General features: G+C 71.9%; 25 protein-coding genes and 1 pseudogene. 14 read left to right on the top strand and 12 right to left on the bottom strand.

The window, feature by feature from the left end:
- The first annotated feature begins 473 nt into the window (after positions 1 to 473).
- Both ABD785_RS10190 and ABD785_RS10185 read left to right on the top strand, forming a co-directional pair.
- The gene (locus tag ABD785_RS10190; RefSeq protein WP_344825629.1) at positions 474 to 1,163 is read left to right on the top strand and encodes a CAP domain-containing protein; all 690 of its coding nucleotides are present in this window, start codon (positions 474 to 476) and stop codon (positions 1,161 to 1,163) included.
- A gap of 24 nt (positions 1,164 to 1,187) precedes the next feature.
- Positions 1,188 to 2,573 (top strand): sigma-70 family RNA polymerase sigma factor, encoded by a 1,386-nt coding sequence (locus ABD785_RS10185; protein WP_344825237.1) that lies wholly within the window; start codon positions 1,188 to 1,190, stop codon positions 2,571 to 2,573.
- A gap of 6 nt (positions 2,574 to 2,579) precedes the next feature.
- On the opposite strand, the gene ABD785_RS10180 is transcribed toward ABD785_RS10185, so the two are convergent.
- The 3 genes from ABD785_RS10180 to ABD785_RS10170 form a co-directional block, all read right to left on the bottom strand.
- Entirely contained in the window at positions 2,580 to 4,154 is a 1,575-nt protein-coding gene (locus ABD785_RS10180; RefSeq protein WP_344825235.1) for an AMP-binding protein, read from the bottom strand.
- Positions 4,155 to 4,254: 100 nt separating this feature from the next.
- Positions 4,255 to 4,896 carry a carboxymuconolactone decarboxylase family protein gene (locus tag ABD785_RS10175; RefSeq protein ID WP_344825232.1) on the bottom strand — a complete coding sequence of 214 codons (642 nt, stop codon included), beginning with the start codon at positions 4,894 to 4,896 and terminating at the stop codon, positions 4,255 to 4,257.
- A gap of 11 nt (positions 4,897 to 4,907) precedes the next feature.
- A complete protein-coding gene (locus tag ABD785_RS10170; RefSeq protein ID WP_344825229.1) occupies positions 4,908 to 5,486 on the bottom strand; it encodes a VOC family protein in 579 nt (192 codons plus the stop codon).
- Positions 5,487 to 5,609: 123 nt separating this feature from the next.
- Between ABD785_RS10170 and ABD785_RS10165 the strand changes: the two genes are divergently transcribed.
- The gene (locus ABD785_RS10165) at positions 5,610 to 6,224 is read left to right on the top strand and encodes a TetR/AcrR family transcriptional regulator (protein ID WP_344825226.1); all 615 of its coding nucleotides are present in this window, start codon (positions 5,610 to 5,612) and stop codon (positions 6,222 to 6,224) included.
- Positions 6,225 to 6,243: 19 nt separating this feature from the next.
- On the opposite strand, the gene ABD785_RS10160 is transcribed toward ABD785_RS10165, so the two are convergent.
- Complete coding sequence (locus tag ABD785_RS10160) at positions 6,244 to 7,182, bottom strand: hydroxymethylglutaryl-CoA lyase (RefSeq protein WP_344825223.1); 939 nt, start codon at positions 7,180 to 7,182, stop codon at positions 6,244 to 6,246.
- A 49-nt stretch (positions 7,183 to 7,231) separates the two neighbouring features.
- Here ABD785_RS10160 and ABD785_RS10155 point away from each other — a divergent pair, with 49 nt between their 5' ends.
- Both ABD785_RS10155 and ABD785_RS10150 read left to right on the top strand, forming a co-directional pair.
- Entirely contained in the window at positions 7,232 to 7,885 is a 654-nt protein-coding gene (locus ABD785_RS10155; protein ID WP_344825220.1) for a GntR family transcriptional regulator, read from the top strand.
- Entirely contained in the window at positions 7,882 to 9,090 is a 1,209-nt protein-coding gene (locus ABD785_RS10150; RefSeq protein ID WP_344825218.1) for a CaiB/BaiF CoA transferase family protein, read from the top strand. Before ABD785_RS10155 ends, ABD785_RS10150 begins: the two co-directional genes overlap by 4 nt.
- A gap of 72 nt (positions 9,091 to 9,162) precedes the next feature.
- Here ABD785_RS10150 and ABD785_RS10145 read toward each other — a convergent pair whose 3' ends face one another.
- Both ABD785_RS10145 and ABD785_RS10140 read right to left on the bottom strand, forming a co-directional pair.
- Positions 9,163 to 9,408, bottom strand: a complete 246-nt coding sequence (locus tag ABD785_RS10145) for a CsbD family protein (protein WP_344825638.1) — start codon at positions 9,406 to 9,408, stop codon at positions 9,163 to 9,165.
- A gap of 115 nt (positions 9,409 to 9,523) precedes the next feature.
- Positions 9,524 to 9,685, bottom strand: a pseudogene (locus ABD785_RS10140) (iron-containing redox enzyme family protein); the annotation flags it as partial.
- A gap of 23 nt (positions 9,686 to 9,708) precedes the next feature.
- Here ABD785_RS10140 and ABD785_RS10135 point away from each other — a divergent pair.
- Positions 9,709 to 9,903, top strand: coding sequence for a hypothetical protein (locus ABD785_RS10135; RefSeq protein WP_344825215.1), 195 nt, complete (start codon positions 9,709 to 9,711; stop codon positions 9,901 to 9,903).
- A 171-nt stretch (positions 9,904 to 10,074) separates the two neighbouring features.
- A complete protein-coding gene (locus tag ABD785_RS10130) occupies positions 10,075 to 11,859 on the top strand; it encodes a glycoside hydrolase family 183 protein (protein WP_344825212.1) in 1,785 nt (594 codons plus the stop codon).
- Here the strand turns inward: ABD785_RS10130 and ABD785_RS10125 are convergent.
- Positions 11,856 to 12,506 (bottom strand): TetR/AcrR family transcriptional regulator, encoded by a 651-nt coding sequence (locus ABD785_RS10125; protein ID WP_344825209.1) that lies wholly within the window; start codon positions 12,504 to 12,506, stop codon positions 11,856 to 11,858. The genes ABD785_RS10130 and ABD785_RS10125 overlap by 4 nt on opposite strands.
- 7 nt (positions 12,507 to 12,513) lie before the next feature.
- Positions 12,514 to 13,653: a DUF7802 domain-containing protein gene (locus ABD785_RS10120; RefSeq protein ID WP_344825206.1), complete on the bottom strand. Its 1,140-nt coding sequence runs from the start codon at positions 13,651 to 13,653 to the stop codon at positions 12,514 to 12,516.
- Between the two features lie 112 nt (positions 13,654 to 13,765).
- Here ABD785_RS10120 and ABD785_RS10115 point away from each other — a divergent pair, with 112 nt between their 5' ends.
- Entirely contained in the window at positions 13,766 to 14,968 is a 1,203-nt protein-coding gene (locus ABD785_RS10115; protein ID WP_344825204.1) for an aromatic ring-hydroxylating oxygenase subunit alpha, read from the top strand.
- Positions 14,961 to 15,908, top strand: a complete 948-nt coding sequence (locus ABD785_RS10110) for a metal-dependent hydrolase (protein WP_344825201.1) — start codon at positions 14,961 to 14,963, stop codon at positions 15,906 to 15,908. Before ABD785_RS10115 ends, ABD785_RS10110 begins: the two co-directional genes overlap by 8 nt.
- 196 nt (positions 15,909 to 16,104) lie before the next feature.
- On the opposite strand, the gene ABD785_RS10105 is transcribed toward ABD785_RS10110, so the two are convergent.
- The 4 genes from ABD785_RS10105 to ABD785_RS10090 form a co-directional block, all read right to left on the bottom strand.
- Positions 16,105 to 17,139 (bottom strand): D-alanine--D-alanine ligase family protein, encoded by a 1,035-nt coding sequence (locus tag ABD785_RS10105; RefSeq protein WP_344825198.1) that lies wholly within the window; start codon positions 17,137 to 17,139, stop codon positions 16,105 to 16,107.
- 16 nt (positions 17,140 to 17,155) lie between these two features.
- Positions 17,156 to 18,328, bottom strand: coding sequence for an MFS transporter (locus tag ABD785_RS10100; RefSeq protein WP_344825196.1), 1,173 nt, complete (start codon positions 18,326 to 18,328; stop codon positions 17,156 to 17,158).
- Positions 18,329 to 18,384: 56 nt separating this feature from the next.
- Positions 18,385 to 19,719, bottom strand: a complete 1,335-nt coding sequence (locus ABD785_RS10095; RefSeq protein WP_344825193.1) for an ATP-grasp domain-containing protein — start codon at positions 19,717 to 19,719, stop codon at positions 18,385 to 18,387.
- Between the two features lie 93 nt (positions 19,720 to 19,812).
- Positions 19,813 to 21,054, bottom strand: a complete 1,242-nt coding sequence (locus tag ABD785_RS10090) for an amidohydrolase family protein (protein ID WP_344825188.1) — start codon at positions 21,052 to 21,054, stop codon at positions 19,813 to 19,815.
- A 201-nt stretch (positions 21,055 to 21,255) separates the two neighbouring features.
- On the opposite strand from ABD785_RS10090, the gene ABD785_RS10085 reads away from it, so the two are divergent.
- From ABD785_RS10085 to ABD785_RS10065, 5 genes are read left to right on the top strand one after another with little or no spacing between them, the layout of a single operon-like run.
- Entirely contained in the window at positions 21,256 to 22,467 is a 1,212-nt protein-coding gene (locus tag ABD785_RS10085) for a metal-dependent hydrolase family protein (protein WP_344825185.1), read from the top strand.
- The gene (locus ABD785_RS10080) at positions 22,454 to 22,867 is read left to right on the top strand and encodes a nuclear transport factor 2 family protein (RefSeq protein WP_344825183.1); all 414 of its coding nucleotides are present in this window, start codon (positions 22,454 to 22,456) and stop codon (positions 22,865 to 22,867) included. The genes ABD785_RS10085 and ABD785_RS10080 overlap by 14 nt, the downstream gene beginning before the upstream one ends.
- Positions 22,864 to 23,994 carry an acyl-CoA dehydrogenase family protein gene (locus ABD785_RS10075; protein WP_344825181.1) on the top strand — a complete coding sequence of 377 codons (1,131 nt, stop codon included), beginning with the start codon at positions 22,864 to 22,866 and terminating at the stop codon, positions 23,992 to 23,994. The genes ABD785_RS10080 and ABD785_RS10075 overlap by 4 nt, the downstream gene beginning before the upstream one ends.
- A 7-nt stretch (positions 23,995 to 24,001) precedes the next feature.
- Entirely contained in the window at positions 24,002 to 24,799 is a 798-nt protein-coding gene (locus tag ABD785_RS10070) for an acyl-CoA dehydrogenase family protein (RefSeq protein ID WP_344825178.1), read from the top strand.
- Positions 24,796 to 25,449 carry a TetR/AcrR family transcriptional regulator gene (locus tag ABD785_RS10065; protein ID WP_344825175.1) on the top strand — a complete coding sequence of 218 codons (654 nt, stop codon included), beginning with the start codon at positions 24,796 to 24,798 and terminating at the stop codon, positions 25,447 to 25,449. Before ABD785_RS10070 ends, ABD785_RS10065 begins: the two co-directional genes overlap by 4 nt.
- Positions 25,450 to 25,473 lie beyond the last annotated feature (24 nt).

The following is a 25,473-nucleotide window of genomic DNA, read 5'->3' as shown; positions in this document are numbered from 1 at the left end:
TCCGCAGGCGAGGCATCGGCATGCGCTTCTGTCGCGGGGGGCGAACATTCTCGAGGGCCTTTTTCCGGGCAGCGGGACGAGCTCACGGCGTCCCGTGGATACCGGGGAGTTCCTTGACTTCGCCGAGTCCCTGACCCAGCCGCTTGTCCCGAGGCCGTCGCCTCGGGCGATCCCGACAGGCCGCTCCACCACGCCGTCAAGCTCCAGAACGGTGGATCCCCTACCGCGCTCAGGACCGCAGGCCCGAACGCCTCCTCTTCCTGGACGACGCGGCGATCGAGGCGGAGATCCTCCTCCGCTCCTCGACGCGCCGTGTACCCGCCGTAGGACTACGGGCGTCTGAACTTTTCTGGCGATATTTCGGTAATCCTCCTGTAGGAGCGGGGTCTTGAGAGTGTCGATCCACTTGTCCAGAGGTGAGAGCAGTGCGGGTGAACATGAGAGTCCTTTCCAGGTCGTTGGCGTTGGGTGCCGTGGTGGTCGTGCTGGCCGGGTGCGGGCCGTCGGAGAAGCCGGTCGCGCTGCCGCCCGAGGCCGACGTCTCTCCGGTGTCCAGCCAGCCGGAGGAGGTCGCGGATCCCACCGAGGAGCCCACGACCGGCCCCGCCGAGGACGCGAAGAGCCCCAAGGCCACGCCCACGAAGACGAAGGCGGTGAAGAAGAAGACTCCGGCCAGGCCGGTGCCCACGCCGAAGCCGGTGAAGACGAGCACGCGGCCGAAGCCCACGCCGAAGCCGTCCTCGACGCGGCCCACCCCCAAGCCGTCGCAGGCGCCGCCGGTAGGCTCCACGACGATGAACTCCAGGGAGGAGCAGGTCTTCGTGCTGACCAACGCCGAGCGCGCCAAGGCGGGCTGCCCGGCCCTGCGGCGCGAGCCGAAGCTGGTGATCTCGGCGCGGGCGCACTCCAAGGACATGGCCGTCAACAACTACTTCTCCCACACCTCCCAGGACGGCAGCTCGCCGTGGGACCGGATCAAGCGCACCGGCTACACCGGGGGCGCCGCCGAGAACATCGCCGCCGGCTACACGAGTGCGAAGGCCGTCATGGACGGCTGGATGAACAGTGCCGGGCACCGCGCGAACATCCTCAACTGCGACCTGAAGGCGCTCGGCGTCGGCTGGTACGACAACTACTGGACCCAGAACTTCGGCCGGTCCTGACCCGGCGAGCCGAGAGGAGGGCGTGTGGAAGCGGGCGAGCGGCAGCTGGTCATGGCCGCGCAGGCGGGAGACCCCGCGGCCAGGGACCAGCTCATGGTCCACAGCCTTCCCCTCGTCTACAACGTGGTGGGGCGGGCCCTCGACGGGCGCGACGACGTCGACGACGTCGTCCAGGACACCCTGCTGCGGGCCCTGCGCGGGCTGGGCGGGCTGCGGGAGCCGGAGCGGTTCCGCGGCTGGCTGGTGACGATCGCGATGAACCAGGTCCGGCGGCGCTGGACGGCGCCGGACCGGGCGCGGGCCGTCGCGCTCGAGTCGGTTCCCGAGCCCGCCGACCCGGACTTCGCCGAGACGGCCATCACCCGTCTCGGCCTGTCCGAGCAGCGGCAGGAGCTGGCCGAGGCCACCCGCTGGCTGGAGGAGGCCGACCGGGATCTGCTCGCCCTGTGGTGGCTGGAGGCGTCGGGGGAGCTGACCCGCGCCGAGCTCGCCGAGGCGCTGGAGGTGTCGCCCGCGCACGCCGCCGTGCGGGTCCACCGGCTCAAGGACCATCTCGACGTCGCCAGGAGCGTGGTCGCGGCCCTGGCGACGGCCGGCGTCTGCGCCGAGCTGGAGCAGCTCACCGCCGGCTGGGACGGGCGGCCCGCGCCCGTCTGGCGCAAGAGGTTCGCCCGGCACATCCGCTCCTGCCAGGCCTGCGGAGGCCGTCGCGGCGCGCTCCGGCCCGCCGAGACGCTGCTCGCCGGGATGCTGCTGGTGCCCCCGCCGCCCCAGCTCACCGTCCCCGTCAGGCCCGTGTCGGCCGCGCACGCGCTCCCGTCGGGCCGCGGAGCGCTCGTGCCCGCGGTCGCCGCGGGCACCCTGCTCGTGGCGGCCCTCATCTGGGTCCTGCGGCCGGACGACCCGCCACCGGCCGCCGCACCCGCCGTGACCTCCGCGCCCACGGCCGTCACTCCCTCCCCCACCTCGGTGGAGACGCCGCCCCGGCTGCTCAGGCGCTCGGCCCCACCGCCGCCGACGCGTGCGGCCACCCCGGCGGACGAGGTCGTCCGCCTGGTCAACGCCGAACGCTCCAAGAAGGGCTGCCGCCCGGTCACCACCGACCCGCGCCTCACCAGGTCCGCCCAGGCCCATTCCGCGGAGATGGCGCGGCGCCGGGAGATGACCCACACCGGCGCGAACGGCAGCAGCCCCGGCGACCGCATCTCCGCCCAGGGCTACCGATGGGGCGCCTGGTCGGAGAACGTCGCGGTCGGCGCCCCCGCCCCGTCCGGGGTGATGACCATGTGGATGAACAGCCCGGGCCACCGCGCGAACATCCTCAACTGCGCCTACACCCAGGTCGGCGTCGGCATCGCGAGCGGCGACGGCAAACTCTGGTGGACCCAGAACTTCGCCACCCCCGCCTGAGCCCGCTCACAGGAGGGCGCGGAGGGCGGGCTTGAGCACCTTGCCCGAGGCGTTGCGGGGCAGGGCGTCCACGAGGAGCAGGCGGGTCGGCTTCTTGTAGGGGGCGAGTCGGTCGCGGCACCAGGCGGTGAGGTCGTCGAGCGAGGGCGGGGCGGACGGGTCCCGCGCGACGACGACCGCCACCGGGGTCTCGCCCCAGCGGGGATGCGGGGCGCCCACGACGGCGACGTCGGCGACGGCCGGGTGGGCGGCCAAAGCGTTCTCGACCTCGGCGCAGTAGATGTTCTCCCCACCCGAGATGATCATGTCCTTCTTGCGGTCGACGACGTAGAGGAAGCCGTCGGGGTCCTCGCGCACGAGGTCGCCCGAGTGGAACCAGCCGCCTCTCAGCGCCTCGGCGGTGGCCGCCGGGTCGTTCCAGTAGCCGGTCATGACGCCGGGGCCGCGGTAGACGATCTCGCCGACCTCGCCGCGCGGCACGTCGTTCATGGCGTCGTCCACGATCCGGACGCTCGTGGTCGCGACGGGCCTGCCGACCGAGCCGATCCGGGCGAGGGCGTCGTCTCCGTCCAGGACGCAGGTCACTGGCGACATCTCGGTCTGGCCGAAGGTCGCGACGTTGGCGACGCCGGGGAAGGCCTCCGCCATCGCCGTCAGGAGCGTGACGCTCGCGGGCGCGGCGCCCCAGCACATGACCCGCAGGGACGCGGCGCGGCGTCCGGCCTCCGGCAGCGCGACGAGCTCCTGCCACTGGGCCGGAACCAGGAACAGATGGGTGACGCTCCACCGCTCGACGGCCCCGAGCAGCCCCCCGGGGTCGAACCGCCCGCTCGGCATGATCACCGTGGTGCCGCCGAGCGCGATCATCGGGGCGATCGAGCCGATGGCCGCGATGTGGAACATCGGCGACGCGCACAGGTTCACATCGTCGTCGCGGAACAGCCGCCAGTGCCGGATCACGGTTCCGGCCTGGGCGTGGAGATTCAGGTGGGAGAGCACCGCGCCCTTCGGCCGTCCGGTGGCGCCGGAGGTGTACATGATCAGGGCGGGGGCCCGTTCGTCGATCAGCACGGCCGGCACGGGAAGGTCCGGCCCCTCCATGATCGCCTCATGGGACAGGGCGTCCGCCGCCCCGCCCGCGGCCACGAACACGGCCGGTCCCGACAGCGACCCCCGCACCGAGGCGGCGAGCGGGGCGAGGTCGGCGTCGGCGACCAGCGCGACCGCGCCGGAGTCGGCCAGGACGTAGGCCGCCTCCTGGGCGGTCAGCCGGAAGTTCACCGGGACCGCTATCGCGCCGAGCACGTTCGCGGCGAGCACCGTCTCGATCATCTCCGGGCGGTTGCCCATGAGGACCGCCACCCGGTCGCCCGGCCCCACCCCTGCCGCCGCGAGGGCGCCGGCGAACCGGCGGATCCTGCGGTTGAGGGCGTCCCAGGTGATCGCCCGCTCCCCGAACCGGAACGCGATCCGCTCCGGGGACTGGTGGGCGTGGCGCAGGATCTGGTCGATCCAGTGCTGCCCGGCGCCGGGCAGCGAAGTGCGCCCGCCCGTCACCCGGGGTACCGGCGGCGTGACCATGTTCTCCTCCTCCGCCCCGCGGACGATCACTGTCGCTCGCCCGCCGCCGGCTGTCAACGCCTCGCGCGGGCCGCCACCGGGTCCGGCACGGGGAAGTGGATCAGCCCTCCCCCGCCAGGTCGGCGGAGATGTCCCGGTTTCCGTAGCCCTCCGGCGCGGCGACCTCGATGATCGGCTCGGGACGGTCGTCGAACTCCAGCCTCAGCACCTTGGACATCGTCGCGTGCATCTCGTACAGGCAGGTGATGTAGGTGAGCTGGAGGATCTCGGCGTCGGTGAGCTCCTTGCGCAGGACGGCGAAGACCTCGTCGGCGACGCGGCCGCCGTCCAGGACGATGCCGTCGGTGTAGGCGAGGACCGCGCGCTCCAGCGGGGTGTAGCACTCGGCGGTCTGCCAGTACGGGATCCCCGCGATCTTCTCCTCGGGCATGCCGAGGGCGCGCATCTGCTTGCAGTGCTGGGAGAACACGAACTGGCTGCCGCGTGCCCAGCCCGCCCGGCACTGGCCGAGCTCGCGCAGCACCGGATCGAGGGCGGCGTTGCGGTAGAGGGCGAAGCCGCGCACGGCGTGCCGGAAGACGTCGGGGGAGTTGGCGAAGACCGTCCACCAGTCGCCGGGGCTGCCGGTGGCGGTGCCGTGGTCGACGGCGGGGTCGCGGTCCGGGGCGAACAGATGGTCGTAGAAGAAGAGGATCTGCTCGTCGGTGACCTCGGCGCGGGGCACTTCGCGGAGACGTGGCATGGTGTGTCCTCTCAGGCTGGGGTGGGGGCGGGGGCGGTGCGGTCGGCTGCGGTGCGGGGCGGGTGGGAGACGTCGGCGTCGGTGAACGCGCGCGTCCAGCAGGCGAACTCCAGCAGGGCCCCGTCGGGGTCCTGGAAGTAGAAGGAGCGGACGAAGACGCCCTCGTGCGGGGTGCGGGCGACACCGGCGGGGCTGTCGTCGTGGTTGAGGATCGGGCTGACGGCGACGCCCTTGGCCTTGAGCCTGGTCCGGTACTCCTCGAACCGGCCGGCGGGCACATGGAAGGCCACGTGGTTCATCGAGCCGGTGGCACTGACCAGCTCGCCCTGCTCAGGACGGGTGGCGGGGGCCGAGAGACCCGGGACGCCGTCGGGGGCGCCGGGGAACCAGAAGAAGGCCAGGCAGTTGCCGCCGCCGCAGTCGAAGAAGAAGTGCTGGCCCATGCCGTTCGGCAGGTCCAGGGTCTTCACCAGCGGCATGCCGAGGACACCGGAGTAGAAGTCGATGGTCCTCCGCATGTCCGCGCAGACCAGGGCGAGGTGGTTGATGCCGCCGAGCTCGAACTCGGTGTTGGCGACGGGGGGCGTCATGTTGTCTCCTTCTCCACCAAGGCGACTTGACAGTCATATCAAGTTGGCCGACGCTCGGATCATGTTCCTGCGATCATCGGATTGTCAACCCCCACGGGGAACGCGCGAGGAAAGGGACCGCCCATGGACAGCGGCGATACGCCACTCACCGAGCGGGGCATCCGGACCCGGGAGAAGCTGATCGCCGCCGCGCGCGAGGTGTTCGAGGAGCGCGGGTTCATCGACACCCGGGTCAGCCACATCGCCCGGCACGCCGCGGTCGCCTACGGCTCCTTCTACACCTACTTCCCCTCGAAGGAAGCGATCTTCCTGGAGGTCGCCGACCGCCTGTTCGCGGACATGACGGCGCATCGCTTCCCCTCCCCCGGCCGGGAGCCCGCCGACCGGATCCGCCGCGCCAACCGCGAGTACTACGAGGGCTACCTGCGCAACGCCAAGATCATGGCGATCATCGAGCAGGTCGCCACGTTCAACGAGGAGTTCAAGGAGCTGCGGCGCAAGCACCGCGCCACCGCCGTCGCCCGTTCCGCCCGCGCGATCGAACGCTGGCAGGGTGAGGGCCTGGTCGACGCCGCCCTGGACCCCGAGATGACGGCCCGCGCCCTCGCGGCGATGGTCGACCACTCCCTCTATCTGTGGTTCGTCCAGGGCGAGGAGGACTCCGACGCCACCGGCAGGCTGCTCGACACCCTGGACGCCCTGAACATCCGGGCCCTCGGCCTGCCGCCCGCCCCCTGACCTTTCGAGCGGACACCGTTCAGGAGGGGAAGGGCCCCGCGCGGCCGAGGAGAGCCGGGGCGGGCTTGCCGAGCAGGGTGCCCAGCCAGGTGCCGGTCTCGGCGATCGCGGCCATGTCCATGCCCGTTCCGACGCCGCTGCGCTCCAGGGCGTAGAGCAGGTCCTCGGTGGCGATGTTGCCCGTGGCGGCGGGGGCGAACGGGCAGCCGCCGAAGCCGCCCGCGCTGGCGTCCAGGACCGCCGCACCCTCCTCGACGGCGGTGAGGGCGTTGGCGTAGCCGGTGTTGCGCGTGTTGTGGAAGTGGAAGCGCAGCGCCGCCGAGGAGGCGGCCGCGCGGGTGCGGCGGGCCAGATCGCGGACCTGGGCGGGCACCCCCACCCCGATCGTGTCGGCCAGCGCCACCTCGAACGCGCCCGCGGCCTCGGCCCTGCGAGCGATCTCCGCGACGCGCTCCGGCGGTGTCTCGCCCTCGAACGGGCAGCCGAAGGCCGCAGCGATCGTCATCCCGGCGGGCACGCCCGCGTCGTGCGCCGCCGCGGCGATCACGTCCCAGGCGGCGAGGGCCTCGTCGGTGGTGCAGCCCTGGTTACGGCGGCAGAAGGTGTCGGAGGCGACCACCACGACGTTCACCTCGTCGACCCCGGCGGCCAGGGCACGGTCCAGGCCGCGGCGGTTGAGGACGAGCCCGCTGTAGGACACTCCCGCGCCGCGCGGGACGCCCTTCATGACCTCCTCGGCGCCCGCCATCTGGGGCACCCGGCCGGGGTGCACGAACGAGACCGCCTCGATCCGGCGGGCCCCGGCCGCGGCGCAGCGCTCGATGAGGGCGATCCGGTCGTCGGGCGACAGGACCCGCTCCTCGTTCTGCAGCCCGTCGCGGGGCCCGACCTCCAGCACTGTGATGTGCGAGTTTGTATGCAATGTTTGTCCCAGTCCCTGGACAGTGCTTGTCTCCATCGGGATTCTTCCTTAGATTGCATACAACATCCAGAGGAGAGGGGAACACATGCCGACCGGAGGCCGCGCGGCGGACACCGCCTACGACGCGCTCCGGCGGATGATCCTCGAGCGGGAGATCCTTCCCGGGGCCCGCCTGGGCGAGGCCGAACTGGCACAGGCCCTCGGCCTGTCGCGCACCCCGGTGCGCGAGGCGCTGCAGCGGCTCGACTCCGACGGGCTCGTCGAGGTCCTGCCGCATCGCGGCGCCCGGGTGGCCCGGTGGTCGGAGTCCGACATCGCGGAGATCTTCGAGCTGCGCTGCCTGCTGGAGCCCTACGCCGCCGCCCGGGCCGCCCGCGTCGGCGTCGGTGAGGCGGCCCTGGCGAAGCTGCGGGGCCTGTGCGAGGCGATGGACGAGGCCGTCGCGCGAGGCGAACTCGCCGAGGTCGCCCGGCTCAACTCCCGCTTCCACACGGCGCTGATCGACGGCTCGGGCAACGGGCGCCTCCCGGCGATGCTGACGTCCGTCATGCACGCCCCCCTCATCCTCGACACCTTCCGCAGGTACGACCCGGTGACGATGGCGCGGAGCATGGCCCACCACCGCGAGGTCGTCGACGCCGTGGCCGCCCGCGACCCCGACTGGGCGGCCTCGGTGATGCTCTCCCATCTGCGCGCGGCCGCCGCCAGCCTTTCCACCACCCCGACGGAGGAACCATGACCGACCCCCGGCCTTCCCTCAGCGCGCTGGGCGACGTTCGCGTCGTGGAGATGGGCCAGCTTCTCGCCGGTCCGTTCTGCGGGCAGCTCCTCGGCGACTTCGGCGCCGAAGTCATCAAGCTGGAGCCGCCGGGCACGGGCGACCCGATGCGGGAGTGGGGACGGGAGAAGCCGCACGGCAAGTCCCTGTGGTGGCCGATCCTCGCCCGCAACAAGAAGTCGGTGACGCTCGACCTGCGCACCGGGGACGGACAGGACCTGGCGCGGCGGATCATCGCCGAGGCGGATGTGCTGGTCGAGAACTTCAGGCCGGGCACGCTGGAGCGCTGGGGCCTGTCCCCGGAGCGGCTGTGGGAGCTGAACCCCGGCTTGATCATCACCCGGGTCACCGGTTACGGCCAGGACGGTCCCTACTCCCCGAGGGCCGGGTTCGGCTCGATCGGTGAGGCCATGGGCGGCATCCGGTACGTCACCGGAGACCCCGGCAGCCCGCCCGCCCGCGCCGGGATCTCCCTCGGCGACGAGCTCGCCGGCATGTTCGCCGCCCTCGGCACCCTCGTGGCGCTGCACGCCCGGCGGCGCACCGGCAGGGGCCAGATCGTCGACTCCGCCCTCTACGAGGCCGTCTTCGCGCTGATGGAATCCCTGGTCCCCGAATGGGAGATCGCCGGATACCAGCGCGAGCGGACCGGCTCCGTCCTCCCCAACGTCTCCCCCAGCAACGTCTACCCGACCCAGGACGGCCCGATCCTCATCGCGGCGAACCGCGACACCATCTGGACCCGCCTGGCCCAGCTCATGGAGCGTCCGGAACTCGCCGACGACCCCCGCTACGCCACCCACGGGGCCCGCGGCGCCAACGCCGACGAGCTGGACGATCTCATCGGGGCGTGGACCGCGACCAGGGAGTCGGCTCCGCTGCTGGAACTCCTGCACGACAACGGCATCCCCGCGGGCCTCACCTACCGCGCCAAGGACATGCTCGCCGACCCGCACTTCAAGGCCCGTGAGGCGATCATCCGCCTGGCCCACCCCGAGTTCGGCGACTTCCCCATGCAGAACGTCTTCCCGCGCCTGTCCGGCACCCCGGGCGAGGTCCGCTCCCTCGGCCCCGAACTGGGCGAGCACAACACCGAGATCTACACCGCCCTTCTCGGTCTCGCCCCCGAGGCTGTCGAATCGCTCCGCTCCAGCGGCACGATCTGAGCGCCGGGAGCATTCACCGGACGGCGAAGGGGCCGTCCCTGTCGAGGGAACGGCCCCTTTCGGGTGAGGCGATCACTTGACCGTGCGGCGGGCTTCCTTCGCGGCGTCCTTGATCTGCTCGCCGACCTGCTTCACGCCGCCCTCGTAGCGCTCCTTGCGGCCCTCGGCCTCCAGGTAAGGGTCGCGCTGGTCGCGGCCGACCTGCTCCTTGGCGGCGCCCTTCTCGCGCTTGAAACTGTTCTTGAGCTTGTCCATGAAACCCATGAGGATCACCTTCTGCTTCGTCTGTGGGGAATTGCGGAAGACATAGCGATCCATGCCCGCTCCTCCGGAACGAAACAAAGGGACTCATGCGGTACTCCGATGCGGATCCGCGCCCTGTGACCGTCGATCCCGAGGGGCCCGTCCTGCTGGAGAGGCCGGTGAAGAACCGTCGCGCCCGCTCCCCCGGCCCGAGCCGTTCCAGCGCCGAGGCCATCCGGCCGGCGCCGGGCGAGGCCGTGACCTCCAGATGCGTCAGATGCCCGACCAGCGAGCCGCGCAGCGACCGGTGCAGCCCCAGAAGCGACATCAGGTTGACGTTCGCGAGCGTCACGGCGGGCACCCCTCATCGAAAGGATGATCGACATGGACCGTCGGCTCACTACGGAGCAGGTGGAGGAGCTGTCCAGGCGGCGGCGCGAGGCGAGCGCGGCGATGTCCGCCGAGGAGGTGGAGCAACTGCGGCTCGCGCGGGATGAGGCGGTGCGGGGTCTCTCGCCGGAAGAGCTCGCGGTGATGCACCGCCGACGCTCCGCATCGATGCCCGGCTGAAGCGCAGGTGGTGCCGCGAGAGTCCTTGGAAACAAGATTCTCCGGACCGAAAACGGTCATCCGCGGGCGTCCGGGTGCCCTGGCTGCGGAACGGTCCGAACGATCATGATGCTGCGTGCAGGACGGCCCGCGGAAGGCGGGCGATGGGATCGATCGACGAAGGGGTATCACGTGCATCACGACGTCCGTAAACGCACGAGCCGCAGACATCGTCACCACCTGCTCACCGCCGCGGGGACCGCGCTGGCTCTGGCCCTCGGGCTGCTGACCGGGCCGCTGGCCACCGGCGCCTCGGCCGCGACCCCGGACACGACCCGCAACAGCACCTGGACGAGTTTCGCCAACAACACCAACACCTCGATCGGGCAGTGGAGCGGCGGCGACGGCACCATCGGGGTCGGGCTGCCCGACGGCCGGGTCTCCTTCGCCTTCAGCGACACCTTCCGCGGCCCCGTCACCTCCGACGGCATCCACCCGCCGTTCCAGACGGCCGGAGTCTTCAACTCGATGGTCATGGCCTCCGGCACGGCCGCGAACGCGAGCCTCAGCACCGTCACGGTGCCCGGCGAGACCAACAACTGGGGCGCCAAGCCGCTGGTCGAGAATCCGGCCGGCTTCGGCTACAAGCTGTGGGCCGGTGACGGCGCGGTCTACGGAGGACAGCTCGTCCGCCTCTACACCGGCCTGACCGCCGCCGCCGGGTCCGGCTGCTTCATCTTCGGCGAGCCCCTCACGACCTACGTGGCGAAGTTCGACCTGCCCTCCGGGGGCCAGCCCACGCTCAACACCAGCGCTTCCTTCACCGTCTCGTCGAGCTCCGCCCCCGCGCACATCTCCTGGGGCACCGCCATCCTCAACGACGGCGCCTACACCTACATCTACGGCGCCGAGGACGTGTTCAACGCCGGCTGCGGCGTCACGGGCCGCAGGCTCCACATCGCCCGTGTCCCGCTCGGCCAGTTCGGCCAGCCCTGGACCCAGATCGCCGACATCGCCATGCCCGCCGGCCTGTTCAGCGAGTTCAGCGTCGCCAAGCTGGGCAGCCTCTACTACCTGATCACCCAGAACTACGGCCAGAACATCGTCGCCTACGCCTCGACGACGCCCGGCTCGTTCAGCGGCACGCCGACGAACCTGTACAGCATCCCGGTGTACAAGTCGGTGGACCTGCTCCGCTACGCCGGACGCATGCAGCCCGCGCTGACCACCTCCAGCGAGATCGTGCTGAGCTACAACACCAACTCCATCCGCGTCGCCCAGGACAGCTGCATCGACGAGACCGTCCTGGACGCCTCGGTCTACCGCCCAAGGTTCGTCCGGGTGCCGCGCACCGCGCTCCCGACCTCGGCCTCCAGCCTGAGGGCGCAGACCACCTCGACCGCGCCACCGGGCGGCGCCGCACAGCGTCCGGCCCTGTCCTACGACCCCGAGACCACCGCGACCGGCACCGCACCGGCCGCGGCTCCCACCGCCGCGAAGGCCGCCGCCAAGGCCGCGATCCCGATCCCGACCGGGAGCATCGTCTGGGCGTTCCGGCCGAACTGCGGGACCGGCGCCACGCCCACCAACTTCACGGCCGTCCCCGGCATCCAGGCACCGTCCCCGACGACCCAGGTCTCCTGGGACTACAAGGGCCCGACCGTCGACACCGCCGCCGCCCGCTGGACCCCGAACGACGGCTGGGGCGCGCTGCCCCTGCTGATGCTCGGCGCCTCCCCGCTGCCCGCGGTCCCGGCCAACGCTGGCCCGCCGATCTCGCTTCTGGCGGGCAGCCCCCAGCGCATCCGCTGGACCGACACCCCGTTCGCCGCCCCCGGCCAGACCGTCCGCTACCAGCTCTGCATCAAGCCCGCCGGCAGGCTCATCGAGCCCGACCCCGCCGACCCCGACCAGCACTGGGTCGTGGGCGAGCAGAGCCCCGACTGCAAGGACGCCTACGTCACCATCCCGACCTAGGATCCACCGCATGACGACGAGGGCGCCCGCTCCGGCGGGCGCCCTCCCCCGGCGCCCTGGAGGAAGAGGGGGGCCAGCCAGCGCTGGAAGTAGGCGCGCAGCTGCTCGGGGGTGCGGGGCGGGCTGCCCGGGTCGACGACGAAGGACTGGAAGAGCCGGAGCATCAGCTCGGTGAGGTCGTCGGTGTCGGCATCGGTGTAGCCGAGGCCGTCCCAGTCGATGGGGAAGCGGCCGAGGATGGCGCGGCCGAAGGCGCGGGCGGTCGGCGAGGTGATGCCCTGCGTGAAGGTGGCGGCGTGGCCGCTGGCCAGCAGGATGGCGAGGTAGGGCTCGTCAGGGAGCCGGATGAAGGTGTAGGCCATGGCCTCGGCGAGGATCTCCGCGGGCTCGGTGAGCGGCTCGACGTGGATCGAGAGCCGGTCGAGGAAGCCGTCGGCCGCGCTCATCGCGGTGGCGACGAACAGGTCCTCGGTGCCGGCGTAGTAGCCGTAGACGGTCTGGCGGGTGACGCCCAGATCGGTGGCGACGTCGGCGAGCCTGGCCTTCGGCCCGAACCGGTCGATGCACCGCTTGGCGGCGGCGATGATCCGCGCCCTGGCCTCGGCGTCGTCGCGCGGTGGATCGCCGCGCCACCCGTGGGTCCTCATGAACTGTTCACCGTACCGGGTCCCGCCGGTCCGGTGGGACGGCACCCGCCCGGCGGGGCACGAGCACGCTGGCGAGCATCAGGACGCAGATCACCGCGCAGCCCGCCGCGTAGCCCGGAACGCCCGTCGGCAGGCCGCCGGAGGTCAGGCCGTGCCGGGCGCCGAGATACCCGGGCAGGGCGTAGGCCCAGATCGCTGCGGCGACGGCGAGGTAGACACCGCCGGAGACCAGCAGGAAGCGGGCCGCATCCGCCCCGGACGGCCGCAGCCCGGGGCGGGACAGGGCCCACGCCGCCGCCAGGCCGGTGGCGGCGACGAGCAGCCAGGTCCCGGTGATCCGCGCGAAGGCCACGCTCCCTCCGGCGAGGTCGATGACCACCGACGGCAGCGACGACAGGAACAGCACCGGCCAGGTGCCGAAGGAGACCGCCAGCACCCGGCGGACGGGACCCCAGCGCGGCCGGAGCCTGGCCACGAGCGGGGTCAGCAGCGCGATGCCGAACGGGATCCCGATCGCGAACGCCTGGAGGTTCAGGTACGGGACCGCCCCGAACCTGGGCAGCCCGGACGGCGCGTCGTAGTTCCACACCCACCAGCCGAGCTGCGGCCCCACCTGGTCGATGACCTCGTAGAAGCAGTGGAAGACGAAAGCGGTGCAGGCCGCGCCGAGCACGGCCCCACCGCGGCGGGAGGCCACCCCGGCGTGCTGGACGAGCAGGTACGCCGGATAGGCGAAGGCGGGGTACATCGCGACGATGTAGAGCGGCAGCCGGTCGTAGAGGAACTGCACCGAGAACTGGTTGTGGACGAACGTCAGGCCCAGGCTCCGTTCGAGGCCGAACCACTGCGGGAAGTAGGCGATCGGCTCGATCAGCAGCAGGCACAGCACCCCCGAGCACCACACGACCAGGCCGCCGAGCTCTCCGGTGCGGCGCCGGCTCCTGATCGCGTGGGCGAGACCGGCCGCGGCGCCCGCCACCAGGAGTAGTTCGATGACCGCGAGGGAGGCATTGTCGAGGGAGAGGGGGCTGCGGACGGTGACGAACGGGTGAGAGCGGCAGCCGATCCCGCCGACCTGGGCGGCGAGGCGTTCGAACTCGGCGGTGCAGGTGTCCCACCCCGTCGCGGGGCTCGGCCGACCGGCCATGCGGACCTCCCGTGCTCGGCGCGATCTCGGCCCGTGCGGACCGGGCAAACCCAGTAAAGAGCAGCACCAGGCATCTTGACTAGACTCCAGACGAAGTATGTATGGTCGTCGCATGACTGGACTCCAGGCATCTCCCGGCACGGTCGCGGCACCGCTCGGCGCGTCGCTGACCGAACGCGCGTTGAAGCTCGCCGCCACCAGGACCACGGACATGGCGGCGGCCACCCTGAAGGTGCCGCTGACCTACTACCGCGACCCCGGCCTGTACGAACGCGAGCTGGCGCTGCTCCGGCGCACCCCGCTCGCCATCGGGCAGAGCGCCCGGCTCGGCGCGCCGCACTCCTACTTCGTCCGGTCCGTCCTGGGCAGCTCGCTGCTCGTGACCAGGGACGCCGACGGCCGGGCACATGTGTTCCTCAACTACTGCCGTCACCGCGGAGCCGTCCCGGCCTCCGGAGAGGGCGTCGCCAAGCGCTTCACCTGCCCCTACCACGCCTGGTCCTACGACACGAAGGGCTGCCTGGCGTCCTTCCCCGGCCGGGCGGGCTTCACCGGGATGGACAGGAGCGACTACGGGCTGGTGGAGCTGCCCTCCGAGGAGCGGCACGGCTTCGTCTGGGCCGTCCTGACCGCGGGGGCTCCCCTCGACCTGGACGCCCACCTCGGCCCGCTCGACGCCGAACTCGCCCGGTGGGGCTACGCGGGCTACGGCTACCTGGAGACGCGGGAGTTCACCTCCGGCGTGAGCTGGAAGGGCGCGCTCGAGGCCTTCGCCGAGGGATACCACTTCCCGTTCGTCCACGGCTCGAGCGTCATCGGCCAGAACACGCTGCCCGACACCTCGGTCCACGACGCGTTCGGCCGCCACCACCGCATGGGCTTCCCCTTCACCTGGATCACGGCGCTCGCCGGTTCCGCCGGTGGGGACCGCGACCCCGGTTCCAACATGGGGATCATCTACTGGGTCTATCCGAACCTGATCCTGGCCAACAGCCCGGTCGGCGTCGAGATCATCGACCTGCTCCCCCACGACGGCCCCACCACCTGCACGGTGCGGCACGGCTGGATGGGCACCGCCCCGGCCGGAGACGAGGCCACCCGCGCGATGTACCAGGACGTCTACGAGCAGGTCCACGCGGCCGTCCGGGACGAGGACTTCGCCATGCTCCCGCTGTGCGGCGAGGGCGTCCGCAACGCCCAGCACGACCACATGATCATCGGCCGGAACGAGATCGGCGTCCAGCACATGATCCGCACCATGGCCGACGCCCTCGGCATCGACCTGGGCCCCGAGGCGAGCGCGCCCCGTGACTGACCCGGACGGGCCCGGTGCGAGCGGGCCGCCGGGCTCCACCTCCCTCACCGTCCGGCGGATCCGTTTCGCCTTCGACGAGCGGACGCCGTTCCAGTGGAATCCGGCCAATCCACGCTTCGCCCTGATCTGCAACGGCCTGAGCTTCCTGTCGCCGGGCTTCGAGAAGTTCATCGTCATGGCCGTCCGCGAGGCGCAGCAGCGCATCACCGACCCGGACGTGCTGGCCGAGGCCGAGGCGTTCCTCGGGCAGGAGGCCCGCCACGCCCAGGCCCACCGCCTGCACGTCGAGGCGCTGATCGGCCGGTATCCAGGGCTGCGCCGTACCGTGAACGCGGTGGCCGCGGACTTCGACCGGCTGTACGCGGCGGAGTCCCTGGAGTTCGCCCTGGCCTACGTCGCGGCGATCGAGGCCACGTTCACCCCGATGTTCACCCTGTGGCTGGACCACCGCGCCGACCTGTTCGACCAGGGCGACTCGAAGGTCGCCTCGCTGTTCCTGTGGCATCTGGTCGAGGAGATCGAGCACCGGAGCTCGGCGTACGCCATCTACAACGCGGTGACCGCCGACCGCTGGTACCGGCTGCGCGTCGCACCCCGGGTTTTCGCCCACATCGTCCGGATGTACGCCGTCGCCGCCCGGGGCTTCGACGAGCACGTTCCGCAGGACGAACGCCTCGCCGACGCCCGTCTCACGGGTGAGCCCCGCGCCCTCCGCCGGTGCCTCGCCGCCCTGGCACCGCGCCGCCGCGACGGGGAGAGCGTGCCCGCCGCGCCCTTCTCCGCCGTGCCCCGCCGCGAGATGGCGGTGACCGCCTGGCGCCTGCTGCGCTCGCAGTGGCCCGCCCGCTCGCCCGCCCACGAGACAACTCCCCGCTTCGCACGGGAGTGGGCCGAGGCCTACGACGAGGGCAGGGACGTCACCGACTGGTACCGGCGGTAGAGAGATGCGGGGACGGCCGCTCCCGGGCCGTCCCCGCCGGGTCGTCGGCGCGGTACGTGGTCGCCTCGGCGATTTCCACGGATTCCCGGTCGCCCACGGGCTCTCGTTCTCGTTCCGTTCCAGTGTGGGGGAAGGGGGTTGCGCCGTCGTCTCCCTGTCGTGAAATCGGTGTGACGGGTTCTGCCACCGGCGGGCGTCAGGGGCGCGTGGGCGCGGGGTGGGTCAGTTCGATGATTTTGGTGATGAGGTCGGGGAACGTGAGGCCGGCCGCGCGGGCGGCGTGGGGGAACATGCTGACGGGGGTGAGGCCGGGGTGGGCGTTGACCTCCAGGCAGTGGGGGACGCCGAAGCGGTCGCAGCGGAAGTCGACGCGGGAGCAGGTGTGCTGGTCGAGGCCTATGGCGTGGTGGGCGGCCAGGGCCAGGGCGCGGAGGGTGCGTGCCTCGGGTTCGGTGAGACGGGCCGGGCACTCGCGGGCGTCGAGGCCGGGCAGGCGTTTGTCCTCATAGCCGTAGAGGGCGTCGGCCGGGGTGATCTCGATGATCGGGAGCACCTGGTCGCCGATGATGCCCACGGTGAACTCCCGGCCCGGCAGGTAGCTCTCGAACAGCAGGTCGCCCGAGGACGAGGCCAGGACCGTGTCGAGTTCCCCGAGCGTCCTGACCAGCTTCACGTGCAGGCTGCCGCCGCCACGGACCGGCTTGACGACGACGGGGCCGTCCCGCAGCAGCGCGGCGACGCCGGCGCGCAGCTCCGCGGGCGACCGCTTCTGCGTGGTGGCGACGGCGGGCGCGACCGGGACGCCGGAGGAGTGCAGCAGCCGCCGGGTGACGGTCTTGTCCAGGGCGTGCGAGGCCGCCGCGGGGCCCGCGCAGGTGTAGCGGACCTCCATCATGTCCAGGACCGCCTGGATGTGCCCGTCTCCGCCCCAGCCCCCGGTCAGCGTGACGAACACCAGATCCGCCCTCCGCATCTCCTCGACGACCTCGGGGCTGGTCAGGACCTCCAGGCACCGGCGCCGCTCGGGGATCTCACGGATGTCGCGGGGGTCCATCGTGAGATCGACGCGCGGCAGATCGCTTTCGCTCTTGACCGGGAACGCCCCGTACAGCGGGTCCACCAGCGTGACCTGGTCCCCCCGCTCCAGCAGGACCTCGGCGACCGCAGTGCCCGAGGCCAGGGACAGATCACGTTCGTCGCTCTCACCGCCGTACAGGATCACGATTCTCATTCGCGCGCACCTCCGGTCATTCGCTTTCGGGATGGACCAGCACCTTGCGTTCGCCGAGCCGTTCGGCCAGCCGGGTCGCGGGCGGGACGAGCAGGCCGGTGACGGCGAAGAGGGCCCCGAGCACGAACCAGCCGGGACGCCCCCAGTCGAGGCAGAGGGCCGTGACCAGGCCGGGCCCGAGGAAGTCGGCCGCGCTCAGCCCCATGCCGAACAGCCCCTGGTACTGGCCGATCGCATGCGGCGGCGCCAGCGTGTAGGACAGTTCGAAGCCGCCGGCGGCGTGCCACAGTTCGCCCACGGTGTGCACCGCCACCGCCAGCAGCAGGACCGCGACCGTGATCCCGACCGGCGGCCCGGCGGTGCAGGAGAGGGCTGCGCACGACAGCAGGAAGGTGAACCCGGCCCTGCGCAGGGCCCGGCCCGCGGCGGCGGGCGAGTCGACGCCCCGCGAGACACGCGTCTGGAACACCCCGACGATCACGGTGTTGACGAGCATGGTCGCGCTGACCAGCCAGGTCGGTGCCTCGGTCCGCAGGACGATCCAGAGCGGGAGGGCGATCGTGAGCACCCTGAACTGGATCGCCATGACGCCGTCCAGGACGGTCAGGATCGCGTAGGGCCCGTCCTTGAGCACGATCCACCGCGACCCTCCGTCCGGCGGGACGGGCGCGGTCGGCGGCAGGAACGCGGTGACCGCCGCGGCGGCGAGATGGAGCCCGGCCGCGCCGAGGACGAGGGCCAGGTAGGCGAAGGAGGTCCCGGCCTGTACGGCCCATCCGGCGGGCAGGGTCCCGAGGCAGATGCCGATGTTGCTCACGGCGCGCAGATGCCCGCGGAACTCCTGCGGGCGGTCCCTCCCGTGGTCGGCGACCAGCGGCCCGCGGGTGGCGAGCCCCGCGTTGTGGGCGCACGCGACGGCGACGGCGGCGGAGAGGAAGCCCCAGAACCCGGCAGGCACGGTGAACGCGGCCGTCGCCAGGGCGCAGCACAGCAGGCTGGCCAGATGGGCGCCGCGCGCGCCGTACCGGTCGGCCAGATGCCCGGCGGGCGGGCCCGCGGCCATGCCCACCAGGCCCGCGACGCTCAGTCCCACGCCGACCTGGCCGATGCCCAGGCCCAGGGACTGGGTGAAGTACAGGACCGCCGCCGTGACGTAGGCGCCCCGGCCGATCGCGTGGACGAAGGTCACCGTCGCGAGGGTCCGCTGTGGTCCGCGGGCCGGTGTCCGGCGCGCGGGCGCCCGGCTCACATCGGCGCCTCGGACGGTGACGGCTGCACGGAGTCGATGCCGACGGCCGCGCGGACGCGCGCTTCGACGGAGTCGATGTCGGCGTCCAGAGGGGTGTCGAAGAGCGCGGTCACGGCCCGGTGCCCCGACTCGGTGATCTGCCGGAGCACGGCGCCGCGCTCCTTCTGGATCATCACCTCGTGGAGCGTCGGCGGGCCGTCGCGGCGGCACGGGCGCGGCTCCGGCCAGATCCCCGAGTCGACGAGCCAGTTCGGCACCGTGCCGGGCCAGTCGACGGTGACGGACCGCAGCGACCCCGGCGGGGGCTCGAAGTAGATCTGGCGGGTCCGGCGGCGGGGCTCGGGGTAGATGACGTCCTGTCGGCCGAGGGCGGCGTCGATGAGCAGGGGCTCGAGGGCGCGTCCCGTCGCGAGGTGGAACAGCGCCATGCATCCGTCGCCGGGCGGGCGGGCGGCGATCTCCATGAGACGGGCCTCGCCGTCGTCGCCCACCCGGTACTCGGCGTGGGCCCAGCCCGTCGCGAAGTCCAGCCGCCGGACGACCTCGGTGGCGGTCTCGAGCAGCCGGCCGCGCTCGGCCTCGGTCAGGTCGACCGCGGGAAAGGTGTGGATCAGCTCGGCGAAGTAGGGCGTCGCACCCTCGTTGGTGCCCTTCTGGGTCACCGCGGAGAAGACCGGCCGCCCTCCGGCGGTCACGATGTCGACGTTGAACTCCCGGCCCTGCACCCGGGGCTCGACGAGGAGCTCGTCCCCCGGGCCGAGACCGGCGAGATGGGCGGCCAGGTCGGCCTCGTCGTCGAACCTCCTGACCCCGATGCTCGACGACAGGTGCAGCGGCTTGACCACGACCGGCAGGCGCGGCGCGCACCACCGGGCCGCCTCGCGGCGCGACGCCCGGGTCACCAGCCGGGATTCGGGGCTCCACTCCGCGAGGTACTGGCGCTGGAGCAGCTTGTCGCGGCAGACGCGGGCGGCCCGCAGCCCCACCCCCGGCAGCCCGAAGGCGTCCGCGACGACTCCCGCCACCTCGGAGAAGACCTCGCTCGCTCCGAAGAGCCCCTTGATCCGGTAGCGGCCCGACCAGCGCCGGATCCGGTCGACGATCCCCGACAGGTCGTCGCCGCCCAGGCAGGCGATCTCGTCGATGACCGCGAACGGATGGCCGGGAAGCTCCAGGAACGCCCGCGAGGCCTCGTCCAGGTCCGATCGGGGCGGCCCGACGACCATGAGGATCGCCAGTCCCCGCGCGTGCAGGTCGGCCAGATAGGGCCCGACCTTGGGCGGATCGCCGAACAGCACGAATGCGGGCGGCTCGTCTTCGTCTCGTGGCATGTCACCACACAACACCAGAAAGGGACCGACACACGACAGGAGGAGCCGGTGCCCCACCGGACACCGGCTCCTCCCGAACCCCTCCGACGCCGGTCAGCCCAGGATGGGGGCGTAGCCGAGGATCGAGGCCAGGGTTCCGCCGACGATCGGTGCCCGTTCGTCGTCGGGCAGGTCGCCGAGCTGCTTGGCGAGGAGCTCACGGCTGCCGCGGAAGGTCCCCTCCGCGTGCGGGTAGTCGTTGCCCCACACGATCGTGGACAGGCCGGTGATGTGGCGGCACGCGACGGCCACCGGGTCGTCCTGGAAGGAGATGTGGAACTGCCGCTTGACGTACTCGCTCGGCTTGAGCGGGTAGGGCCACTTCTCGTTGAGCTTGAACAGCTGCGCCATGTTCGGCTGGTCGGTCGCCGGGCGGTCGGTGTCCCAGTGGCCGAGCCACCAGTCGGAGTCCTGGCCGATCCCCGTCACCCAGCACTTGTCCATCGAGCCCACCAGCGAGGCGAGCCAGTGAGCGTTGAACTCGATGAGCGCGAAGTGCAGGTCGGGGTAGCGCTCGGGGACGCCGCCGCCGATCAGCTCGCAGATCACCTGCTGCGGGGTGATGGTGCTGTAGATGCACTGGGTCACCATCCGCTTGGACGCGGCCTTGTCGGTCATCGGCTGGTTGACCTGGGCCGCGTTCTGCATGACGACCTTGAGCGTGGTCGACTCCGGGTCGTTGACCTTCACCCCGCCGGTCTGGGTGTGGATGAAGATCTGCACGCCGTTGGCCTGCGCGGCCGCCCACACCGGGTCGTAGTCGCGCGAGTAGTAGGGCTTCGGCGGGATCGCGGGCAGCAGGACCGCCCGGAACCCGGACGCCGCGACCCGCTCGATCTCCGCCACAGCCTCGCCGATGTCGGTCAGCGGGACGGGCGCGGTCGGCGCGATCCGGTTGAAGTACGGAGTGAAGCGCTCGACGACGTAGTCGTTGTAGACCCGGGCGTGGGCCATCGACAGCTCGTGGTCGTCGGAGTAGAGCCCGAACAGCGACAGGTTCGGGTGCATCACCTGCACGTCGACGCCGTCGATGTCCATGTCCTCGAGGACCTGCTCGGGATCGCCCTCCGGCATCCGGCCGGTGGTCTGCCGGTAGCGGGAGATCGTCCAGCCCTCGAATCCGGGGGTGTGGAGCCGCCGGAAGTGGCGGGCACCGCCCTCGACCAGCGGCTCGATCTCGAAGTCCTCCTCCCAGACCGCGCGATCGCGGAGGTGTTTCGGGAGCCGGGTCTTGAACAGGTCCACCGGCTCGAGGATGTGCCCGTCGGCCGAAACCACGAAGTCCTTCCGCGTCATGACGCGTCCTCTCGGTCTGAGAATGATGTTAGCGATTGAGGAAAATACCATTCTCATCGTACGCCGCCCGCCCGGCCCTCGGCAACGACGCGGGGCGTTGACGCGGGACACACCTCATGGAAACCTATGATTCAAAAGTGAGAATCGGATTCTCGCCAGAGAGAAGGAATCCATGCGACTGCCTACCGCGAGGAGGACGGCATGCTGACGCTGCGCGCGGCCGGGCTGCTCGATCCCGCCACCGGCGAGCTGGTCAGGCCCGGCATCCTGGTCGTCGACGGCGAGCGCATCGCCAGGATCGGCGGCCCGCCCGAAGGCGAGATCATCGAACTCGGCGACCTGATTCTGCTGCCCGGCTTCATGGACATGGAGGTCAACCTCCTCATGGGCGGGCGCGGCGAGACCGCCGCCTACTCGCCCGTCCAGGACGATCCCCCGCTGCGGATGCTCCGCGCCGTCGGCAACGCCCGGCGCACGCTGCGGGCCGGGTTCACGACCGTCCGCAACCTCGGGCTCTTCGTCAAGACCGGCGGCTACCTGCTGGACGTCGCGCTGGCCAAGGCCGTCGACGCGGGCTGGATCGACGGGCCGCGGATCATCCCGGCCGGTCACGCGATCACCCCGACCGGCGGCCATCTCGACCCGACGATGTTCGCCGCCTTCGCCCCCGGTGTGCTGCCGCTCAGCCTGGAGGAGGGCATCGCCAACGGCGTGGACGAGGTGCGCAAGGCCGTCCGCTACCAGATCAAGCACGGGGCGCAGCTGATCAAGGTGTGCGCGTCGGGCGGCGTCATGTCGCACTCGGGGCTTCCCGGCGCCCAGCACTACTCCGACGAGGAACTGCGGGCGATCGTCGACGAGGCGCACCGCCGCGGGCTGAAGGTCGCCGCGCACACCCACGGGGCGGAGGCCGTCCGGCACGCCGTCGAGGCGGGCATCGACTGCATCGAGCACGGCTTCCTCATCGACGAGGAGACGATCAAGCTGATGGTCGACCGCGGCACCTACCTGGTCCCTACGACCTACCTGATCGACGGCATGGACGTCTCCCGGGCCGCGCCCGAGCTCCAGGCGAAGGCCGCCGAGATGTTCCCGCGCGCCCGCGCCTCGGTGCTGGCCGCCTACGAGGCCGGAGTGCGGATCGCGGTCGGGACCGACGCGCCCGCCATCCCGCACGGCAAGAACGCCGAGGAGCTCGTCGCCCTGGTCGAGCGCGGTCTCGCCCCCCTGGACGTGCTGCGCGCCGCGACCGTCTCCGCCGCCGAGCTCCTCGGCGTGCAGGACCGCGGCCGCCTCGAACCCGGGCTGCTCGCCGACGTCATCGGCGTCCCCGGCGATCCCGTCGCCGACATCACCGTCACCAGGAACGTCCGTTTCGTCATGAAGGGTGGGAAGGTCTTTGTCCACAGATGACCACATCGAGATCCAGCAGCTCCTCGCGCGCTACGCGGTGACCATCACCCAGGGCGACATGGAGGGCCTGGTGAAGGTGTTCACCCCGGACGGCACCTACAGCGCGTTCGGCGACACCTATCCGCTGGAGGAGTTCCCCGAGCTCGTCGCCGCCGCCCCCAAGGGCCTGTTCCTGACCGGCACCGCGGCCGTCGACCTGGACGGCGACAAGGCGACCGGCACCCAGCCGCTCTGCTTCATCGACCACCGCAACCACGACATGCGGATCGGCTACTACTCCGACACCTACGTCAGGACCGAGGACGGCTGGCGGCTGCGGACCCGGGCCATGACCTTCATCCGCAGGAGCGGCGAGCACGACTCGGGCATCCCCCACTCCTACAAGAGCGCGGGTAAGTGAACACCGGGGAGTTCCGCTCCCGGCTGCGGAAGTGGCTGGCCGACAACGACCTGTCCCCCGGCGCCGACCACTCGCTCGACGGCCAGGTCGCCCAGCTCGCCCGGGTGCGGCGGGCGCTGTACGACGCCGGCTGGATGCGGCACGGCTGGCCGTCCGAGGTGGGCGGCCTCGGGGGGCCGGCCGTGCTGCGGGCGGTCCTCGGCGAGGAGGTCGCGAGCCGGGGCCTCGCCGAACCCGGCATCTACTCGATGATCGAGGTGCTGGTTCCGACGATCATCTCCTACGCCCGTCCCGAGCTGGCCGCGGAGATGGTCCCGCGCCTGCTGAGCGGGCGCGAGCAGTGGTGCCAGGGGTTCTCCGAGCCCGGCTCCGGCAGCGACCTGGCCTCCCTGGCGACGCGCGCGGTCCCCAAGGGCGACCGCTGGGTCGTCACCGGCCAGAAGGTGTGGACGAGCCTCGCCCAGTACTCCGCCCGCTGCGTTCTGCTGACCCGCACCGCACCCGGGCACGCCGGGATCACCGCGTTCCTCGTCGACATGGACTCCCCCGGCATCACCGTCCGCCCGCTGCGCACCATGCACGGGGTCGACGAGTTCGCCGAGGTCTTCTTCGACGAGGTGGAGGTCCCCGCCGACCGGATGCTGGGCCGTCCGGGGGACGGCTGGAAGCTCGCCATGGACCTGCTCCCCCACGAGCGGTCCACCTGCTTCTGGCACCGGATCGCGCATCTGTTCTCCCGGCTGGACCGGCTCCTGGTGGAGGCGGACCCGGACACCGGAACGTCCGGCCGGCCCGCCGGAGGCGAGGCGAGCTGGAAGGACGCCGCGCTCGGTGAGGCCTATCTCGCGCTCCACGTCGCCCGCTGCCGTTCCCACTCCACCCAGCGGCGCCTGGCCGAAGGCGAGCGGCTCGGCCCGGAGACCTCCGTGGACAAGGTGCTCCTCGCCACCGCCGAGCAGCGGCTGTTCGACACCGTCAGGGAGCTGCTGCCCGGGACCCTGGAGCTCACCGAGACGCCGTGGACGGAGGAGTACCTGTACTCCCGCGCCGCCACGATCTACGGCGGAACCGCGGAGATCCAGCGGAACATCATCGCCCGCCGCCTGCTCGACCTCGGAAGGGACTGACCGACCCATGGGACGCACCGATCTGGACCCGGCCGAACGGGACCTGCTCACCGAGACCCTGCGCAAGATCATGGTGGGCGCCTCGGGGCAGGTGCTCGACCTGGCGCTGATCGAGATCGGCTGGCCCGATCTGCTGGCCGACCTGCCCGACCTGGCGATCCCCGTGGTCTTCCGGCTGCTCGGCGAGACCGGCGTGCAGGCTCCGATCCTGAACGACGTGCTGCTCGCCGCTGCCGGACGGCCGCCCGGCGGAACCCTGCCACTGCCCTACACGGGCGGGTCCTGGGTCGTCTGGGAGCGGACCGACCGGCCCGGCGCCGGGCTGGACGGCGAACTGCCGCTGCGGCCGGTCCCCTCGGGCGACCCGATCCCGCTCGCGGCAGGTCGGCGGGCGCTCGGCTGGTGGCTGGCCGGCACCGGCCGGGCCATGCTGGAGCTCGCCCGCACCCACGCGCTGGACCGTACCCAGTTCGGCCGTCCGGTGGCCTCCTTCCAGGCGGTACGGCACCGGCTCGCCGAGACGCTCGTCGCGCTGGAGCGCGCCGAGGCCACCCTGGCCGCCGCCACCGACCCGCTCGGCTCGCTGCTCGCCAAGGCCGCGGCCGGGCAGGCCGCGCTGACGGCCGCCCGCCACTGCCAGCAGGTGCTCGGCGGGATCGGCTTCACCGCCGAGCACTCCCTCCACCGGCACGTCCGGCGCGCGCTCGTCCTGGACGGGCTGCTCGGCAGCCACGGAGAACTGGTCCGCGAGGCCGGGGCCCTGCTGCGCGAGGAGCGCTCCGCACCGCGGCTGGTGCAGCTGTGACCGCCACCGAGGAGGATCCGGCCTGGAAGCAGCGCGCGGTCGAACGCTCGACCAAGGCCGCCAAACAGCGCGCCGAACAGCGCGTCGACCGCTTCCTGGACGCCGCCCAGAAGATCATCGGCGCGAAGGGCAGCACCGACTTCACCGTCCAGGAGATCGTGGAGGAGTCGCGGCAGTCGCTGCGCAGCTTCTACCAGCACTTCGACGGCAAGCACGACCTGCTGCTCGCCCTGTTCGAAGACGCCCTGCTCCAGGCCGCCGGCCAGATCAGGGCCACCGCGGCGCTGACCGCCGACCCGCTGGAGCGGCTGGGCGTCGCGGTCCGGCTGCTGTTCGAGATCTCCCGGCCCGACCCGTCCGCCCAGCGGCCGCTGTTCACCGACTTCGCGCCGCGGCTGCTGTTCTCCCACCCCGACAAGGTCCAGTCGGCGCACGCGCCGCTGCTCGAGCTGTTCACCGAGCTGATGGGACAGGTCGAGGCGGCCGGACGCCTCAGGCCGGGGCTGCGGCCCCGCCGCGCCGCGGCGCTCGCCATGCAGACCGCGATGTTCATCGCCCAGTCCAGCGGGCCGCCCGAGGACGACGACCCGCACACGCTGACGGCCACCGAGGTCTGGGAGTTCTGCGCCCTCGGCGTCACCGGCCGGTGACGCATCGACTCAGAAGGGCTCGGC

Origin of the sequence: Actinocorallia longicatena, from assembly GCF_039534125.1 — a bacterium.
GTDB classification, from domain to species: Bacteria; Actinomycetota; Actinomycetes; order Streptosporangiales; family Streptosporangiaceae; genus Actinocorallia; species Actinocorallia longicatena.
This window is presented reverse-complemented; position numbering and strand designations above follow the sequence as displayed.

Bases quoted from the DNA above. Each gene is read 5' to 3' on its own strand.
- ABD785_RS10180 (WP_344825235.1), bottom strand. From the start codon at position 4,154: ATGGTCACGCCGCCGGTACCCCGGGTGACGGGCGGGCGCACTTCGCTG.
- ABD785_RS10175 (WP_344825232.1), bottom strand. From the start codon at position 4,896: ATGCCACGTCTCCGCGAAGTGCCCCGCGCCGAGGTCACCGACGAGCAG.
- ABD785_RS10170 (WP_344825229.1), bottom strand. From the start codon at position 5,486: ATGACGCCCCCCGTCGCCAACACCGAGTTCGAGCTCGGCGGCATCAAC.
- ABD785_RS10165 (WP_344825226.1), top strand. From the start codon at position 5,610: ATGGACAGCGGCGATACGCCACTCACCGAGCGGGGCATCCGGACCCGG.
- ABD785_RS10160 (WP_344825223.1), bottom strand. From the start codon at position 7,182: ATGGAGACAAGCACTGTCCAGGGACTGGGACAAACATTGCATACAAAC.
- ABD785_RS10155 (WP_344825220.1), top strand. From the start codon at position 7,232: ATGCCGACCGGAGGCCGCGCGGCGGACACCGCCTACGACGCGCTCCGG.
- ABD785_RS10150 (WP_344825218.1), top strand. From the start codon at position 7,882: ATGACCGACCCCCGGCCTTCCCTCAGCGCGCTGGGCGACGTTCGCGTC.
- ABD785_RS10145 (WP_344825638.1), bottom strand. From the start codon at position 9,408: ATGGATCGCTATGTCTTCCGCAATTCCCCACAGACGAAGCAGAAGGTG.
- ABD785_RS10135 (WP_344825215.1), top strand. From the start codon at position 9,709: ATGATCGACATGGACCGTCGGCTCACTACGGAGCAGGTGGAGGAGCTG.
- ABD785_RS10125 (WP_344825209.1), bottom strand. From the start codon at position 12,506: ATGAGGACCCACGGGTGGCGCGGCGATCCACCGCGCGACGACGCCGAG.
- ABD785_RS10120 (WP_344825206.1), bottom strand. From the start codon at position 13,653: ATGGCCGGTCGGCCGAGCCCCGCGACGGGGTGGGACACCTGCACCGCC.
- ABD785_RS10115 (WP_344825204.1), top strand. From the start codon at position 13,766: ATGACTGGACTCCAGGCATCTCCCGGCACGGTCGCGGCACCGCTCGGC.
- ABD785_RS10105 (WP_344825198.1), bottom strand. From the start codon at position 17,139: ATGAGAATCGTGATCCTGTACGGCGGTGAGAGCGACGAACGTGATCTG.
- ABD785_RS10095 (WP_344825193.1), bottom strand. From the start codon at position 19,719: ATGCCACGAGACGAAGACGAGCCGCCCGCATTCGTGCTGTTCGGCGAT.
- ABD785_RS10090 (WP_344825188.1), bottom strand. From the start codon at position 21,054: ATGACGCGGAAGGACTTCGTGGTTTCGGCCGACGGGCACATCCTCGAG.
- ABD785_RS10085 (WP_344825185.1), top strand. From the start codon at position 21,256: ATGCTGACGCTGCGCGCGGCCGGGCTGCTCGATCCCGCCACCGGCGAG.
- ABD785_RS10070 (WP_344825178.1), top strand. From the start codon at position 24,002: ATGGGACGCACCGATCTGGACCCGGCCGAACGGGACCTGCTCACCGAG.